General features: G+C 45.1%; 18 protein-coding genes. 17 read left to right on the top strand and 1 reads right to left on the bottom strand.

Features of this window, described 5'->3' with window-relative positions:
• The first annotated feature begins 134 nt into the window (after window positions 1–134).
• The 17 genes from smc (at window position 135) to GC093_RS09630 (ending at window position 15,382) form a co-directional block, all read left to right on the top strand.
• Window positions 135–3,707, top strand: a complete 3,573-nt coding sequence (smc, locus tag GC093_RS09710) for a chromosome segregation protein SMC (RefSeq protein WP_171651653.1) — start codon at window positions 135–137, stop codon at window positions 3,705–3,707.
• A gap of 77 nt (window positions 3,708–3,784) precedes the next feature.
• Window positions 3,785–4,792, top strand: a complete 1,008-nt coding sequence (gene ftsY, locus GC093_RS09705; RefSeq protein WP_171651652.1) for a signal recognition particle-docking protein FtsY — start codon at window positions 3,785–3,787, stop codon at window positions 4,790–4,792.
• Between the two features lie 144 nt (window positions 4,793–4,936).
• Window positions 4,937–5,272, top strand: coding sequence for a putative DNA-binding protein (locus tag GC093_RS09700; RefSeq protein WP_171651690.1), 336 nt, complete (start codon window positions 4,937–4,939; stop codon window positions 5,270–5,272).
• Window positions 5,273–5,326: 54 nt separating this feature from the next.
• Window positions 5,327–6,703: a signal recognition particle protein gene (ffh, locus tag GC093_RS09695; RefSeq protein ID WP_171651651.1), complete on the top strand. Its 1,377-nt coding sequence runs from the start codon at window positions 5,327–5,329 to the stop codon at window positions 6,701–6,703.
• A 55-nt stretch (window positions 6,704–6,758) separates the two neighbouring features.
• The gene (rpsP, locus tag GC093_RS09690; protein ID WP_171651650.1) at window positions 6,759–7,031 is read left to right on the top strand and encodes a 30S ribosomal protein S16; all 273 of its coding nucleotides are present in this window, start codon (window positions 6,759–6,761) and stop codon (window positions 7,029–7,031) included.
• 21 nt (window positions 7,032–7,052) lie between these two features.
• Window positions 7,053–7,283, top strand: a complete 231-nt coding sequence (locus tag GC093_RS09685; protein ID WP_171651649.1) for a KH domain-containing protein — start codon at window positions 7,053–7,055, stop codon at window positions 7,281–7,283.
• An 80-nt stretch (window positions 7,284–7,363) separates the two neighbouring features.
• A complete protein-coding gene (gene rimM / locus GC093_RS09680; RefSeq protein WP_171651648.1) occupies window positions 7,364–7,885 on the top strand; it encodes a ribosome maturation factor RimM in 522 nt (173 codons plus the stop codon).
• Entirely contained in the window at window positions 7,885–8,625 is a 741-nt protein-coding gene (trmD, locus tag GC093_RS09675) for a tRNA (guanosine(37)-N1)-methyltransferase TrmD (protein WP_171651647.1), read from the top strand. The genes rimM and trmD overlap by 1 nt, the downstream gene beginning before the upstream one ends.
• A gap of 590 nt (window positions 8,626–9,215) precedes the next feature.
• Complete coding sequence (gene rplS / locus GC093_RS09670; RefSeq protein WP_171651646.1) at window positions 9,216–9,557, top strand: 50S ribosomal protein L19; 342 nt, start codon at window positions 9,216–9,218, stop codon at window positions 9,555–9,557.
• 81 nt (window positions 9,558–9,638) lie between these two features.
• On the top strand, window positions 9,639–10,211 hold the full coding sequence (lepB, locus tag GC093_RS09665; RefSeq protein WP_171651645.1) for a signal peptidase I: 573 nt from the start codon (window positions 9,639–9,641) through the stop codon (window positions 10,209–10,211).
• Window positions 10,212–10,258: 47 nt separating this feature from the next.
• Window positions 10,259–11,128: a ribosome biogenesis GTPase YlqF gene (ylqF, locus tag GC093_RS09660; protein ID WP_171651644.1), complete on the top strand. Its 870-nt coding sequence runs from the start codon at window positions 10,259–10,261 to the stop codon at window positions 11,126–11,128.
• Window positions 11,129–11,255: 127 nt separating this feature from the next.
• Window positions 11,256–11,873, top strand: a complete 618-nt coding sequence (gene rnhB / locus GC093_RS09655; protein WP_171651689.1) for a ribonuclease HII — start codon at window positions 11,256–11,258, stop codon at window positions 11,871–11,873.
• 83 nt (window positions 11,874–11,956) lie between these two features.
• A complete protein-coding gene (locus tag GC093_RS09650) occupies window positions 11,957–13,969 on the top strand; it encodes a TP0910 N-terminal domain-containing protein (RefSeq protein ID WP_171651643.1) in 2,013 nt (670 codons plus the stop codon).
• Window positions 13,966–14,271 carry an EscU/YscU/HrcU family type III secretion system export apparatus switch protein gene (locus tag GC093_RS09645; RefSeq protein ID WP_171651642.1) on the top strand — a complete coding sequence of 102 codons (306 nt, stop codon included), beginning with the start codon at window positions 13,966–13,968 and terminating at the stop codon, window positions 14,269–14,271. Before GC093_RS09650 ends, GC093_RS09645 begins: the two co-directional genes overlap by 4 nt.
• A complete protein-coding gene (locus tag GC093_RS09640) occupies window positions 14,264–14,638 on the top strand; it encodes a YraN family protein (RefSeq protein ID WP_171651641.1) in 375 nt (124 codons plus the stop codon). Before GC093_RS09645 ends, GC093_RS09640 begins: the two co-directional genes overlap by 8 nt.
• 95 nt (window positions 14,639–14,733) lie before the next feature.
• Entirely contained in the window at window positions 14,734–15,084 is a 351-nt protein-coding gene (locus tag GC093_RS09635) for an SPW repeat domain-containing protein (RefSeq protein WP_171651640.1), read from the top strand.
• Window positions 15,085–15,214: 130 nt separating this feature from the next.
• Complete coding sequence (locus tag GC093_RS09630) at window positions 15,215–15,382, top strand: hypothetical protein (protein ID WP_171651639.1); 168 nt, start codon at window positions 15,215–15,217, stop codon at window positions 15,380–15,382.
• Between the two features lie 91 nt (window positions 15,383–15,473).
• Here the strand turns inward: GC093_RS09630 and GC093_RS09625 are convergent, their stop codons facing one another.
• Window positions 15,474–17,027 carry a YifB family Mg chelatase-like AAA ATPase gene (locus GC093_RS09625; protein WP_171651688.1) on the bottom strand — a complete coding sequence of 518 codons (1,554 nt, stop codon included), beginning with the start codon at window positions 17,025–17,027 and terminating at the stop codon, window positions 15,474–15,476.
• Between the last annotated feature and the right edge of the window lie 259 nt (window positions 17,028–17,286).

The raw sequence follows: 17,286 nt of genomic DNA, 5'->3' as shown, positions 1-17,286 counted from the left end.
TAAAGCTCAATATAGTAAGGCGGCTTTTGAGGTACCTAAAGAAAGCGTTGCAGCTGATAATGATAGTGAAGCGGCGGGTTATCTTTGTTCAAGCAATTGGGAATTTGTGATACAATAGCGTGGAGGTGAGACTTTTGTTTTTAAAACGTATTGAGCTGGCCGGTTTTAAATCATTTGCCGATAAAACGGAGCTGGAATTCGTACAAGGCATCACCGCTGTGGTCGGTCCGAACGGCAGTGGGAAAAGTAATATTTCTGATGGTATCCGTTGGGTATTAGGGGAACAGAGCGCGCGTAGTTTGCGCGGCGGTAAGATGGAGGATATTATTTTTGCCGGCAGCGACGCACGTAAAGCGGTCAATTACGGGGAAGTATCGCTCACACTGGATAACACCGATCAAGCATTGCCGCTCGATTATAATGAAGTGACGGTGACTCGCCGTGTGCATCGTAGTGGGGATAGCGAATATTTGATCAACAAACAACCATGCCGGTTGAGAGATATTACTGAGCTTTTCATGGATACAGGGATTGGCAAAGAAGCTTATTCCATCATTGGACAAGGGCGAATCGAAGAAATTTTGAGTACAAAATCGGAGGACCGCCGGGGCATTTTTGAAGAGGCAGCCGGGATCGTTAAGTATAAATCACGCAAACGGGAAACGGAAAAGAAGCTGCAGGAAACGGAGCAGAATCTGCTAAGGATACACGATTTGGTTACAGAGCTGGAGGATCAGATTGAACCCCTTCGCGTGCAATCGGAAAAGGCAGTTCGCTTCAAGGATTTAAAGAATCAGCTGAAGAGCAGCGAAATAGCCATGTATGTGTATCAAATCGAAGAAATATACTCTACCTGGACTGAGACTAACACTAAGCTTGAGAAGCTGAAACGTGAACAGTTAGAGTTTTCTGCGATTGTAGGACAGCATGATGCGCATTTGGAGAAACATCGGTGGGAGACTCGCAGGCTTGAGGAGGAAATCGAACGCTTACAGGAGCATTTGCTGCAGCTTAGTGAGGAATTTGAGAAGTGCGAGGGTCAGGGTGAGGTTCTAAAGGAACGCAAGAAAAATTATTCTTCCAATCAAACTCAGCTGAAGCAGGCTGTGACGCAGCAAGAGCAAAGAATGGCCGAGAAGGAAGCGGACTTGACTTTGTTTCGGGAAAAGATTGGTGTCATTTCGAATGAATTGATACTTTATCAGGCTAAGCTTAAGGCGGAAGAGGATAGATTGCTTGGCGTTTCCGGAGGGATCAGCAGCGGCGAAGAAGACCGTTTGAAGGGCGAAATGCTCGAGACTCTGAACCAGATGGCTAACGCGCGTAATGAAGTGCGTTATACAGACCAGCAAATTGAGGCTTTGGGTAAAAGGCTCGATCGTCTAGTGGACGAGCGTCGCAAATGGAAGGATCAGCAAGACAGTATTACTGAACGCAAACGTGCGTTTGATGTTCGGTTGGAAGAAGTCGTTCGTCAGATTGAAACAGCGCGGAATAACTATCTTGAATTAACTCAAGGCTTAAAGTCTAAGCAGCTTCTATCAGAAGAAGCGCAATCCACCGTTCGCAAATGGGAACAGAAGCTCGATGCTCTAATATCCCGACGCGATACGATGCGTGAGATGGCCAATGATTACGATGGTTTTATTCATGGTGTTAAGGAAGTTCTAAAAGCCAAGGATCGTAACGAACTCCGGGGTATCCGTGGTGCGGTGGCTGAGCTCGTAAAGGTACCAGCTAATGTAGAGGTAGCTATGGAGACTGCATTAGGTGGAGCCTTGCAGCATATTGTTGTAGACAGTGAGTCCAATGGGCGTGAAGCGATTGCTTTTTTGAAAAAAAGACAGCTGGGACGAGCAACTTTTTTGCCGCTAGACGTTATTCGTGGACGTTCAATTCCTGACTCTGAGAAACGTTCAATTGAAGGGATGGAAGGCTTTGTAGGTATCGGTGTTGATTTGGTACAGTTTAACGATACATACCGTAATATTATTGGAAGCTTGCTAGGCAACGTAATTATTGCAAGTCAGTTGGAGGTTGCCAACCGCATTGCAGCTAAGATTCAGTATCGATACCGTGTCGTTACGCTTGAAGGGGATGTTGTTAATCCCGGCGGTTCCATGACAGGCGGCAGCCAACAAAAGAAAACTACGAGTTTACTCAGCCGTCAACGTCAGATAGAAGAGATGGACAAAGAAATTGCTGATTCTGATAAGCAATTGCAGCAGCTGCGGATCAGATCCGAGCAAGTACGTAAGGAGATTGCTTCGGAATCAGGCAAGCTGGAAGAGCTGCGATTGTCCGGTGAAACTCTGCGAATCGAAGAGCAGCAGATTCGCGCAGGTTTGGAGCCGCTGCAGCATGAAGCGAAGCAGGTAGCCGAGCAGCTGGCATTATACAGTCAGGATGGCGACACGCTTCAATTGGAGCGTCGCGAGCTTGAAGCGCGCGGCAAGACAGCGGTGGAGTCGCTGGAACGATTGCAGGAAGAAGAAGCAATCGTGCAGCAGGCGATTCGTGAAGCAGAGCTTGCACGTAAGGCAGGTGAGCTTCAGAAGGAAGAGCTGCAAACGCAGCTGACCGACTTGAAGATCAAGGTCGCCTCATTGTCGCAGGAGAAGCAATCGCTGCAGGATCAAGAGCGCAGGTTCAAGACAGAGCTGTCTGAGCTGTTAACAGAGCTTGATCTTAATCGCAGCCTAGTACGACAGCTGGAGCTCGATTTAGCGAATCATCAGCAGGAGACGATACAGCAAATAGAACAGCTTAACGTTATAAAGCTTAAGAGGCAGCAATGTTCGGATCAACTGGATATGAAGCGTGCTGAACGATCCGGCTGGTTAGTGAAGCTGGAGCAAGAAGAGAATAAGACACGAGAAGAGCGGGGACAGCTCCGTCAAGTAGAGGATCAGCTGCACCAAACTGAGGTGCGTGTGACTCGTCTTGATGTGGAGTTAGAAAACTTGCTGAAGAAGCTTGCGGATGATTATGAATTAAGCTTTGAGCTTGCAAAAGAACGTTATCCAGTGCCCGAGGATGTGTTGGCTACTCAAACTCTGGTACGTGAGCTGAAACGGGAAATTGCTATTCTAGGTGTAGTCAATCTTGGTGCCATTGAAGAATTTCAGCGAGTTAATGAACGCTATCAGTTCCTTAGCGAGCAAAAGAACGATCTGGTTGAAGCTAAAACTACGCTGTATCAGGTTATTCATGAGATGGATGAGGAGATGGGCAAACGGTTCCGTATTACCTTCGATGCTATCCGTTCCCACTTCGTGGTAGTGTTCGCAAAGCTGTTCGGTGGCGGCCGTGCCGATCTGATCTTGTCAGAGCCCGACAATTTACTCGATACGGGGATTGAAATAGTGGCCCAACCTCCAGGTAAAAAGCTGCAAAATCTACAGCTCTTATCCGGTGGGGAGCGAGCACTTACCGCCATTGCGCTGCTTTTCTCGATCATCCGTGTGAAGCCTGTTCCGTTCTGTGTGCTCGATGAGGTTGAGGCTGCATTGGATGAAGCTAATGTGGCGAGGTTTGCGGAATATTTACGTGAATTTTCACAGCAAACCCAATTTATCGTTGTTACACATCGCAAAGGAACGATGGAGGAAGCTGATGTGCTGTATGGGGTAACGATGGAAGAAGGCGGCGTATCGAAGCTTGTTTCCGTCCGATTGGAAGAGGATGAAGCGGTTATCGCCAGCTGATGGCATATCCGGGATTGGTAAGCGGTTAGGATATTGGAGTTTTTGAACACATTTGAGGTAAGGGGAGTTTGGCTTGTATGAGTTTTTTTAAACGACTGAAGGATAGCATTTCCTCGAAGGCTGAGGCTGTTACGAATAAATTTAAAGAGGGTTTATCCAAAACACGGGATGTATTTGTGGAGCGGGTAGAAGATTTATTCAGTCGCCGCAAAAAAATCGATGAAGATTTTTACGAGGAGCTGGAGGAAATATTGATTGGCGCAGATGTTGGCGTTAATGTGGTAATGAAGTTGATTGAAGATCTGCGTGCCGAAGTTCGCAAACGGAAAATCGAAGAGCCTAGCGACCTGCAGCCGATTCTTTCGGAAATGCTCATTGCACTGTTGAAGGGTGAAGAAAATGCTGGCTTGCAAATGGCCCCATCTGGCCTGACGGTAATTTTGGTCGTTGGAGTTAACGGTGTAGGAAAGACTACGTCGATCGGTAAGCTGGCGCATCACTTGAAATCACAAGGGAAAAAGGTAATGCTTGCTGCTGGGGACACGTTCCGTGCTGGAGCCATTGAACAGCTGGAGGCTTGGGGCCAGCGTGCCGGAGTGGATGTCATCAAACAGCAGTCGGGCTCTGATCCGGCGGCGGTTATGTTCGATGCACTGCATGCAGCTAAAAACCGTGGCGTGGATGTGCTTTTATGTGATACAGCTGGACGTTTGCAGAACAAAGTTAATCTGATGGAAGAACTGAATAAGATCTACCGCGTCATTCGACGCGAAGTTCCAGAAGCACCCCATGAGGTTTTGTTAGTTCTGGATGCTACAACTGGGCAAAATGCTTTAAGTCAAGCGAAGATGTTTGATGAGAAGTCAGGCTTGACTGGTCTGGTGTTAACGAAACTTGATAGCACCTCCAAAGGTGGTATAGTAGTGGCTATTCGTCAGGAGCTGAAGCTGCCTGTTAAATTCGTTGGTCTCGGTGAAAAAATGGACGATTTACAGCCGTTCGATTCGGATCAATTCGTCAATGCGCTGTTTAGTAAATGGATAGCTTCTGATAACGACGTAGATGCTGCGTCTGAAAAGAGTTAATTTAGCGCAAAACCAGGGTCAAATAAACTGTCAACTAAAGATGCTTGACATTGATCTTCATTTTGAGTATGATAGGTACTGTTGTTGCTGTAAAGTGTTTTACCTTAACGGAGGCGAGGCACTGTGACGGAAGACAATATCAATATGCTTACGAAAACGAACCGAATTAATATGTTGGTCGATTTTTATGAGAAGCTTTTGACCGATAAACAGCAGACTTTTTTGAAACATTACTTTTATGATGATTATTCGCTTGGTGAAATTGCCGCTGAATTTCAGATCAGCCGCCAAGCGGTCTACGAACATATAAAACGAGCGGAAGCTGCGCTCGAGGATTACGAAGCCAAGCTGCAGCTGCTTGTGAAGCATGAGCAAAGACAGCTGGTTGTGCAGCAGCTTCAAATATTTATAACCGAACTAAAGCCGGAACAAAGGCAGCAGGCCCAGTCTGTGATGGAACAATTGATTAGCCTGGACTAGCAAGTAACTGCTCTTAGCAAGAGGTTCAAAGTAACGCTTGAGAGGTGAATTCGGATGGCATTCGAAGGATTAGCGGACCGGCTGCAGAAAGTATTCAGCAAGCTGAGAGGCAAAGGAAAGCTAACAGAAGACGATGTAAACGAAGCGCTACGCGAAGTTCGTCTTGCGCTTTTGGAAGCGGATGTCAATTTTAAAGTCGTTAAAGAATTCATTGCCAAAGTAAAGGAACGCGCAATCGGGCAGGAAGTACTGCAAAGCTTTACCCCTGCGATGGTTGTCGTTGATATTGTTAACAAAGAATTGACGGAATTGATGGGTGGAGCTCATAGTAAGCTTGCGAGATCCAATCGTCCACCTACTGTCATTATGATGGTCGGATTGCAAGGGGCGGGTAAGACTACCACAACCGGAAAATTGGCCAAGATGCTTCTGCAGCAAAATCACCGGCCGCTTCTGGCAGCAGGAGATATATACCGACCGGCAGCTATCAAGCAACTCCAAGTCCTTGGAGAGCAGATCAAGGTTCCCGTCTTCTCGATGGGCGATCAAGTGAGCCCGGTTGAAATTGCAAAGAATGCACTGCAGCATGCTAAAGATCATAACAATGACTATTTGATTGTCGATACAGCCGGACGTCTACATATTGATGAAGCATTGATGGATGAGCTGAAACAAATTGTTGAAGCAGTTAAACCGGATGAAATTCTGCTTGTTGTCGATGCGATGACTGGACAGGAAGCTGTTAATGTGGCGGAGAGCTTCCACAAGCAGTTAGAGCTTACAGGTGTAGTTCTAACGAAGCTTGACAGCGATACACGAGGCGGTGCGGCGATATCAGTTAAAGCTGTTACAGGCTGCCCAATCAAGTTTGCTGCAATGGGCGAGAAGATGGATGCATTGGAGCCGTTTCATCCTGACCGGATGGCTTCGCGGATTCTCGGCATGGGCGACATGCTTACCTTGATTGAGAAAGCTCAGGCTGGTATCGATGCTGATAAGGCAAAGGAAATGGAACGCAAAATGCGGACCGATGGATTTACCTTTGACGATTTCCTCGATCAGATGGAGCAGGTAAAGAAGCTTGGACCGCTCGATCAGATTTTGGATATGCTTCCTGGTGCAGGCAAGATGAAGGGCATTAAGGATATTAAAGTAGATGATAAGCAAATGGCGCGTGTTGCTGCAATCGTCAAATCGATGACCAAGGAAGAACGGCAAAATCCGGACATGCTGAGCCCTAGCCGGCGTAAGAGACTTGCAGCAGGCAGCGGCAATTCAGTGCAGGATGTGAACCGTTTTATCAAGCAATTCGATGATATGCGCAAGATGATGAAGCAGTTTTCCGGCATGATGGGACCCAAAGGTCCTAAGGGCGGGTTAAAAGGATTGAAAGGTAAGTTTGGTAAAGGAATGAAGTTCCCGTTCGGTTAATCCGAAGGAGGGACGATATCATATGCAGTTTATTCTAAGTTGGAGGTGATTTTCAATGGCAACACGTATTCGTCTTAAGCGTATTGGTGCTCACAAGGCTCCTTTTTACCGTGTGGTAGTTTCGGATTCCCGTTCTCCGCGTGACGGTCGCTTTATCGAAGAGATTGGTACTTACAACCCGATTACTAAACCAGCAATCGTGAATATTGATGAGGAAAAAGCGCTTAAATGGCTTCAAACTGGCGCTCAAGCTTCTGATACTGTACGCAATCTTTTCAGTCAAGCAGGCATTATGAAAAAGTTTCACGAGTCCAAGCTGCAGAAGTAATCTGCCGATTCGGAGGGTATCATGAAAGATCTAATAACCGTTATCGCTAAGGCGTTGGTTGATCATCCCGATGAAGTAAACGTGAAGGTAGACGAGGACGAACGCGACATTACTTACAAGCTGTCGGTTCATCCCGATGATGTTGGGAAGGTAATTGGTAAGCAAGGACGTATTGCAAAAGCGCTTCGTACTGTAGTCACTTCAGCTGCAGTGAAAGAAAGCAAGCGAGTCTCGGTTGAAATTGTTTCATAATGGAGATTATAAGGGTTAGGAGAAATCCTAACTCTTTTCTTCATTTACATATCTATATTCAGATGGCCGGAGGGGCTTTCATGAGCGATAAATTATTTACGATCGGTAAAATTGTGAATACACAAGGGATTCGTGGGGAGCTTAAAATTTTCCCTGAGACGGATTTTCCAGATGAACGGTTTGCTAAAGGAAGCGCTTTAGTTTTCTATGATCCTGAAAAGCATACGACCTTACCTGTCATTGTGGAATCGGCGCGTGAGCATAAAAAACTATTCGTCATTAAATTTCAAGGCTTCAGTAACATTAATGAAGTCGAGAAGTACAAGGGCTGGCTTTTAAAGGTGGAAGAAAAGTATGTTTTCGAGCTGCCTGAAGACGAGTTCTATCACCATGAAATCATTGGCTGCACCGTAGTTACGGACGAAGGGGAGGAACTCGGCACAATCAGTGAAATATTATCTCCAGGAGCAAATGATGTATGGGTGGTGGAACGTGAGGTTGGAAGACCTGTTTTGTTGCCCTATATCGATGAAGTAATATTGGAAGTTAATATAGCTGAAAAACGAGTCAAGGTACATATTATGGAAGGCTTATTGGACTGATGAGAGTCGATGTTCTTACATTGTTTCCCGACATGTTTGACGGTGTCTTTTCAGCTAGCATATTGGGAAAAGCCCGTGATAAAGGATTAGTTGAACTAAATACAGTTAATTTCCGTGATTATGCCAACAATAAGCATAACACCGTAGACGATTATCCTTATGGTGGCGGTGGAGGTATGGTGCTGAAGGCAGAGCCGATTTTTTCTGCAGTAGAAGCGCTAACAGGCTCTTTAGCTGGCGGTAGTAAGCCCCGCATTATTCTAATGTGCCCTCAGGGTGAGCCCTTCTCGCAGCGTAAGGCTGAGGAATTGTCTAAGGAGGAGCATCTTATCTTCATTTGTGGGCATTATGAGGGTTATGATGAGCGGATTCGCGAGCACTTGGTTACGGACGAGCTATCCATTGGAGACTACGTCCTAACAGGCGGTGAACTGCCTGCGATGGTTGTGATTGATAGTGTGGTCCGGCTGCGGCCAGGTGTATTGGGTAATGAAACCTCAGCAGTTACCGATTCCTTTAGTACAGGCTTGCTTGAATACCCGCACTATACAAGACCGGTTCAATTTCGCGAGTGGGAGGTTCCAGAAATTTTAGTTTCTGGACATCATGCGAACATTGAACAGTGGCGTAGAAGGCAAGCGATTTGGCGAACTTGGCAGAAACGTCCTGAGCTTCTGGAGCATGTGGAGTTGACGGCTAAGGAGAAGCAGTGGCTGGAGGAACAAAAGCGCCAGTCATAAAGGATACACGTGAGTGTAGTCATTGGATTGTGCCTCTTAGCAGAAATTGCTGAATTAAGCTAAAACCGAAAGCGTGTCCTTTAGGACGAAAGCGTTCCTACAGGCGGGAGATCTAGTGTAAAGCGTGTCCCGAAGGGAACGAAAGCGATCCTTCATAATAAGTAGCTAAGGTGCATCAGCAGGTGTCCAGAGGGCGGCAGCCCTTGGAGCCCTCCCCAGCGGAGAGGGTTTGGGAGGGGGACGTGGAAAGCGATCCTTCATAATAAGTAGCCAAGGTGCATCAGCAGGTGTCCAGAGGGCGGCAGCCCTTGGAGCCCTCCCGGCGGGGAGGGTTTGGGAGGGGGTCGTGGAAAGCGATCCTTCATAATAAGTTGCTAAGGTGAATCAGCAGGTGTCCAGAGGGCGGCAGCCCTTGAAGCCCTCCCGGCGGGGAGGGTTTGGGAGGTTTCCCTTGTATTCGTTCCCCCTTTATGATAATATATACAACGTTGTGGCATTTTTGCCCGATTACGGTGGTCCTCTACGCATAGCATCTATAGATTCGACATCGAAGGCGGAATGAACACCTAAGTGGAAGGAGGAAGTCATACATGAGTTTAATTCAAGAGATTACAAAAGAACAAATTCGCCAAGATCTACCTAAGTTTCGTCCAGGTGATACTGTTAAGGTTCACGTGAAAGTTATCGAGGGATCCCGCGAACGGATTCAGCTTTTCGAAGGTGTTGTTATCAAACGCCGCGGGGGCGGAATCAGCGAAACCTTTACTGTTAGAAAAATTTCTTACGGTGTAGGCGTTGAAAGAACGTTTCCTCTAAATTCCCCGAAGATTGACAAGCTCGAAGTGGCTCGCCGTGGTAAAGTTCGTCGTGCGAAGCTATACTACTTGCGCGGTCTTCGCGGTAAAGCAGCTAGAATTCAAGAGATTCGCTAAGAAGAAAACAAACGGGGGCTTGTTTACCAAGCTCCCTTTCGTTTTTTTTGGACACTATTTTGTTGAAAGGGCAGGTCGGATATGGAGCAAGAACAAACCATGGAGAAATCGAATCCACTCAAGAATGAAGCATGGGAATGGGTTAAAGCGCTGCTGATTGCTGCGGCTCTCGTATTTTTTATTCGCTGGTTGATTTTTGCCCCCTTTATTGTCGAAGGGCCGTCCATGGAGCCGAATTTTCACACCGGTGAACGATTGATAGTCAACAAAATTATTTACTCAATGGGAAAGCCGGATCGCGGTGAAGTGATTGTATTTCATGCAACTAAAGATAAAGATTACATAAAACGCGTGATCGCACTGCCTGGGGAAACCGTTAAGGTAGAAGGCGATAAGGTATATGTTAATGGTAAAGTGCTGGACGAGCCCTATTTGAAGCAAGCTTTGGATGATGCAGCAAAAAGAGGGACACCCTATAATTCAAGAAATTACTCAGAAAAAACAGTTGCCGAAGGAACGGTCTTCGTAATGGGAGACAATCGCTCTAACAGCGCGGATAGCCGTGATATCGGATTTATTGAATATGATAAAATTGTAGGAAGGGCCGATTTAATTTTTTGGCCATTCAAAAATATCAGCTTAGTTCATATGTGATATATACAAAGAACTGCTGCTGTACTGAAAAAAGTTGAGGTGACCGTATGACGATTCAATGGTTTCCAGGTCACATGACAAGGGCTCGCCGTCAAATTGAGGCAAAGCTTAAACTGATTGATGTCGTGATTGAGCTGTTGGACGCACGTATTCCGCTTTCCAGCAGAAACCCGATGATAGATGAAATTTTGCAAAATAAACCGCGTTTGGTACTGCTGAACAAGAATGATTTGGCTGATCCCGAAGTAACTGCTCAGTGGGTTGCGTATTTTGCTGAACAAGGGCTTCAAGCATTGCCGGTTGACTCGGCTAACGGGAATCAGATGAAGGAGATCATGTCTCGTAGTAAGCAACTAATGGCTACGAAGTTCGAAACTCAAATTCGAAAGGGTATTAACCCCCGTGCGGTTCGTGCGCTAATTGTGGGTATCCCTAACGTCGGAAAATCGACACTGATCAACAGGCTAGCGGGTCGCAAAATAGCAGCTACGGGAGATAAGCCCGGAGTTACAAAGGGCCAGCAATGGATCAAGGTAGGAACAGAGATGGAACTGCTGGATACTCCAGGTATTTTATGGCCAAAGTTTGAGGATCAAGAAGTAGGTATGAGGCTTGCTGTTACAGGTGCCATTAAAGAAGAGCTATTGTATACAGCTGATATTGCTTTGTATGCAGTTCGTTATCTGTGTACACACTATGGTTCGTCTTTAAAAGAACGCTTTGGTATCGAGAAGCTGCCGGAAGATCCAAGTGATACCGATGCAGTGATTGAGGTAATGGAAGCGATAGGACGCAAAAGAGGGGCTCTGTTAAGTGGCGGCCGGGTAGATTTGGACAAGGCATCCTTAACTATTTTACGGGAGCTGCGTGCAGCGAAGATGGGTAGAATTAGTCTTGAAACGCCAAGTGAAATATAAATCTTGCAAGCCGGTCACTCCTCAGGGGTGGCTTTTTTTGTTGAACATCCGTTTCCGGCGGCTGTAGTTTCTAGTATAATGGGCTGTACAAGCTTTTTTTGCTGTGAAGAAAGGAAGAATTACATCTATGCTTTTGGATTATGAGCAATCAATTTGGAATCAAGGTAGGCTCCATATTGCTGGAGTAGATGAAGTTGGTCGAGGCTGTCTGTTTGGTGATGTGGTCGCAGCAGCAGTTATTTTACCACCAGGTCTTGTATTAGAAGAAGTTAATGATTCTAAGAAGCTAAGCGTAAAGAAAAGGGAGAATTTATACGAATTAATCAATAGGGAAGCTATCTCTATCGGAATCGGGATCGTAGACGTAAGGACGATAGAACAAATTAATATTAAGCAAGCAGCACGTTTAGCCATGAAACAAGCAGTAGAAAAGCTTAATCCATCCCCTGATTATTTATTAGTTGACGCTGAGAAGGTTGATCTCCCAATTGAACAAATGGCTATCATTCATGGAGACGCATTAAGTCAATCGATTGCAGCTGCGTCTATTATCGCTAAAGTTACCCGTGACCGTATGTGTTTGCAGTGGGAGATAGAGTTCCCAGAGTACGGTATCGCTTTACATAAGGGATATGCAACTAAGTTACATCGTGAACGCATTCTAGAATACGGTGCGACACCCCTTCATCGAAAAACATTCCTAAGAAATATTTTGGTTGAGGTCGAGCAGCAGGAATTGTTCTAATAGAGTAGTATAGAAACACTGCAATTAGCATCAACAAATGCCGATATAAAAGATAAATATAAATTGCAGTGAGGTGTGCGAGCTTGAATATTAGTGGGTTAATTCGAAGCTTAATCGGTGAGACCCAAGCGGCTGATCCCAAAAAACTGGAGCTAAAAGTAGGGGAAGTTGTAAAAGGATTGGTGCTGCAGCTTTTAGCTGATCAGGAAGCACTCATTAATATTGGCGGTGTGCAGGTTCGGGCCAAGTTGGAAACACCTCTGAAGCAAGGGGAGGTAACTCTGCTCCAGGTTCAACCTGAGTCAACTCAATCTGGCCAAATTGTGCTTAAGCCATTAGCTGAATCGGGTGTGCAAATTGCAGATGATTCATTGGCAGAGGTACTGAAGAATGTATCTATACAGGATAACGCGTCAAATCGGCAAATGATTCAAACACTCCATCAGTCGGGAATACCGATTTCTAAAGATAATGTACAAGCCTTCATGCAATTCCAAGCTCAGGTACCTACTTCACATCAACAAGAAGAGTTGCTTCCTTCTGCTGTTGTTGCATTTCAAAAAGGGCTTCCTTTAACGTTGGACACGGTCTCAGCAGTTAGACAGACCATCGCGGGTCCAGCGTTCCATGAGACCCTTCAGCAGCTTGACTCACAAATGAATAAGCTTTTGAGTGAAGATCACGCTCTATCCAGCGCAACACGAGCTGCGTTAGATACCGTGAAGCAAGTGGTTGCAATGATTAAGGATTCCTCCAATCAAGTGCTTCCGCAGTCTGAGATTACCACAGAGGCTTTATCGAGCGATGGCGAGGGTAATACTCAGTCCGCGAAAGGAACGGCGACTACGGCAGGTAACAGCCAGTTAACAGCAGGTAAAGCTTTTACTGATTTATCTAATCAAGGTGCTAATACTGCCATGCAAACTGGTAGTGCACTGGCAACATCGGATGTAAATAACACCATTCTCAAGTCAGCTTCTCCTACTCAAGTTCTAGCCAACGCAGCGGGGGCAGCAGCTTCTACAGATACAGCGGATTCAGACCCTTCCGGTTCAACCGAAAAGTCTGTTCAAGCATCAATGGTATCCAAACAGACAGCTCAATCCTTAGGTGTGGCAGCTTCAGGCATGACTAGTGGACAAGCTGTAACTAATAATGATGGTATTGGACAAACACCTGCTACTGCAATCACCTCCCAGGGGAACCAAAGCGTGAGTAATGCAGGTGGAAATGCAGGATCCGGGAGTATTGCAGAACCGAACAATAGCCAGACTAGCAATGCTGCATCAAGGGCTGCCGAAACAGCTCTAATTCAAAGCGGTGGTAATTTACAAGAATCAGAAACCAATGAGCATTGGTTACCCAAAATGATGAAGGCTTTAGGAATCGAGCATGAGCATCATATTGGCAGACTACCTGATAAAATGCTGCAGGATGTCTCCGGAAACAAGGAATTAGGAGCACTATCATCTCTAAATTCGGGTATAGCTTCATCTGAAGATCAGCAGAGATCCAGTGAAACGTTAAAAAGCGCACTGATGCAGCTAATGCAAGCAGATGATGTGCCACCCGCGTTCAAGGAATCAGCTCAACAGACCATACAACAGATTACAGGTCAGCAGCTGCTGTTGAATTCAGATAGAGCCTCGATGTTTTCACATATTACATTGTTTGTACCTCTAATGAATGCGAACGGTGAGCAAACGGCAGCGGTACATATTCAATCACGTAAGGGTGCGCGCGGGGAAATCGATGCACACAATTGCCGCCTTGTATTTGATCTACGGATGAAATCTCTTGGGGATACAATGGTTGATGTGCAGGTAGTGGATCGGATCGTTAGTCTGCGTGTATTAAATGATCAGCCTTTTATTCAACAGCTTTTGGAATCGAACCGTGATGAGATTTCCGCAGGTCTTTCCAGTATAGGGTATCAATTTATTTCTATAAAATGTGGACCTTATCCAGAAAAGGGACAAGATTCTCAAAGTACTTCCTCTGAAGCTTCAGGCAATAAGCAGGAAAACCCTATTAGCTCTCACTTGCAAGCCGTATATGGAAAAAAAGCATACAAAGGAATGGATGTACGCGTATGATGGAAAACAACCGGAGTCCCATCAAAAAAGCGGTTGCTTTAAAATACTCATCTGAGAACAAGGGTGCACCCATATTGGTTGCCAAAGGTAAGGGGAATGTAGCCGAAGCAATCATGAAGAAAGCTAAGGATAATGGCGTTCCTGTCCAAGAGGACTCCTCGTTGGTGGAGGTTTTGTCCAAGCTGGACTTGGACCAGGAGATTCCGCCGGAATTATATAAGCTCGTGGCCGAGATTTTAAGCTTTATTTACCGCTCTGATGGCCGTGCGAAGCAGCAGATTAGAAAGAGGTCTAATGAGTAAAGAAAAACTCACACGTAAAATGTTGGGTGCAATGGGAGAAAGATTGGCGTTAGAGCATCTTCAATCATTGAACTACTCGATTCTAGCTCAAAATTGGCGCTGCCGGACCGGTGAAATCGATTTGATTGGAATGGACGGAGAACTGCTAGTTATTATTGAAGTTCGGACTCGCAGCGGCAGTACTTCATTCGGTATTCCCCAGGAATCCATCAATGCGATGAAACAGCAAAAGGTGAGGGAGACGGCACAATTCTACGCTCTCCGTTATCAACAGCTACATCGCCAACTAAGATTCGATGTCATCTCGATTGTTACAGACAGGGAAGGGCGGCTCCTCTCATTAGAGCATTTACCGAACGCATTCTAGCTGGAAACGGCTTAGAATGCTTTTTTTGTATTTCCGAAGAATTGTTTGAATGTATATGTCACATCTATGAAATCGCTTGCATACATATAATATATATGATAGAGCAAGCATTTGGAGGTGTGACCATGATTGTCAAAAATGTATTGTCTTCTTTTATTGGCGTATGGTTTATATTCACTCCTTGGATTTTTGGGTTTGCGGAAAATAGTACAGAGTATTATATCAGTCTCATATTTGGAAGTGTCCAATTTATTTTCTCATTCCTTGCGATTGTGAAGCGATGGAAATATTCAGTCATGAACTGGGCGCCACTTCTAAATGGCGTATGGTTTATTATTTTTCCAAATGCATTTGATATGCATATTTTGGATATAGTGGTGCTTGAAATACTAGGACTTGCCACAATTTTGCTTAATTATGCTCTGATCTTTCCTGAATCCCAATAGTAATAGATCATGAACTGACGGGTTAATCATAATATTATTCATTTTATCCCCTTGATTTTTAATTTTTGCATAATTCATTAAAGAACCGTGCAGACTTTAACTATTAACTTTCGTGAAGAAGGGGATAACTGTGTTTACAAAGGTAAAAACAATGCTAAAGGATTATTTTATTTCAGAACAAAATAATGACTACGTTTATTACCCGACTGAGGACGGAGTTTTTGCTTACTACTACCGCGAGTATGATGAGACTAATTCAGCTACACCTGAATTAGGGACTGATACCAGCAATGAATAAATGAATCATTAGTCATCAACAAAAGCCTAAAACTCACCTTCAAGGTTGAGCTTTAGGCTTTTGCTTTGGTTTATCAATCAAAATACTAACGTTAATAAGCCCGAGAATGTGTTTTTTTATCCAAACTCCGGTATTGAAGTGCTTCTGCAACATGTTGGGATTCTATATGTACACTTTCTTCGATGTCAGCAATGGTTCGGGCTATTTTTAAGACACGGTCATATGCCCGTACACTTAAACCCAGTATTTCAAATGATTTCCGAAGTAACATCTCAGCATCGGTTTGCAGCTTGCAATGTATTTTCAGAAGCTTACCGGAGAGCTCACCGTTGAACATAATGCCACAGTTTTGATAACGTTCAAGCTGAATGTGCCGGACACGATCCACTTGTTCTTTCATCTCTATAGAGGACAGCTGAGGTTGAGCTTCTAGGATTTGTCCATAATCGATTCGAGGCACTTCCACTTGTAAGTCGATACGGTCAAGCAGAGGACCCGAAATTTTAGATCGATAATGCTCAATTTTCAATGGACTGCATGTGCAAGGATGGGAAGTTGTCTCAGCACCAAAATAACCACAAGGACAAGGGTTCATTGAAGCAGCCATTATAAACTGTGCAGGGAAGCTGTATACCGCACGGGCTCGACCAATCGTCACGTGCCTGTCCTCGAGAGGCTGTCGAAGAACTTCAAGTACGGCTCTTGAGAATTCGGGAAGTTCATCAAGAAATAGCACGCCGCGATGGGCTAAGCTGATTTCACCAGGCTTAGGAATAGTGCCTCCGCCGACTAATCCAGCCGCAGAAATTGTATGATGAGGCATACGAAAGGGGCGCTTGCTAATCAAACTGCTACGGTCGGAGAATTTTCCGGAGGCGCTGTATATTTTCGTCACATCCAACGATTCCTGCTCGGTCATATCGGGGAGTATCGTAGGTAATCTTTTAACCAGCATGGTCTTTCCGGTGCCTGGAGGGCCCAATAGCATAATATTATGCATACCTGCAGCACATATCATCAAAGCTCTTTTAACATGTAATTGTCCGCATACATCACTATAATCTTCACTATATGCATGAATGCTTTCTTTTTTCTTGTCTGAATTTAATAAATAATGCGAAATGTTAATATTGTTAACTAAAAGCTTGTCCTGCTGCAGCTCACTTATATGGGCCAATGACGAAACGCTCATACCTGCGATAAGGGCAGCCTCCTCTGCATTATGGCGGGGAACGATGACGCGCTGTATTCCTTTTTCTTTCGCATTTGCCATCATAGAGAGAACACCTGGAACCGGACGGACGGAACCATCCAATGCAAGCTCGCCCAATATCAGTGTATCCTGTAGCTGCTCCAAGACTAGTTGACCGCTAGTGGACAATATTCCGAGAGCAATGGCCAGATCGAATGCAGCACCTTCCTTCCGAACATCTGCAGGAGCTAAATTAACCGTGATGCGCTGCAGTGGGAAAGTGTACCCGCAGTTTTTTATAGCTGCACGTACTCGCTCCATAGATTCTTTAACCGCGCTGTCCGGCAAACCTACTATATTCATTTGAGGGAGACCATTGCTTAAATCTACTTCAACCTCGACCAGTTTTCCTTCAACTCCATGCAAGCAGGCACTTATTACTTTACCGTACATAACAAATAACACCTCTCCCGGAATAAGATCCATTGGCAAAGGTGCTTCCTTACAAGCCTTATGATTAATTGGTTTTAATTGTACAGGTTAACATGCATTTTGGCAATTCTCTGTAAAAGACAACGATTAAACCTGCTGAAAACTGGATATACAGTTAAAGAGGTGATGACAATGCAGGACAAACCTTATTTCTGTCCAAACTGTAGATCAAATCGTGTAAAATTTAGTGTGATTTCTAGTTTCTCGCAGCGATTTTTAA

The sequence above is a fragment of the Paenibacillus foliorum genome, assembly GCF_013141765.1.
Classification (GTDB): domain Bacteria; phylum Bacillota; class Bacilli; order Paenibacillales; family NBRC-103111; genus Paenibacillus_S; species Paenibacillus_S foliorum.
Note: the sequence above shows the minus strand (reverse complement) of the source record. Positions and strands in the feature narration are given on the sequence as shown.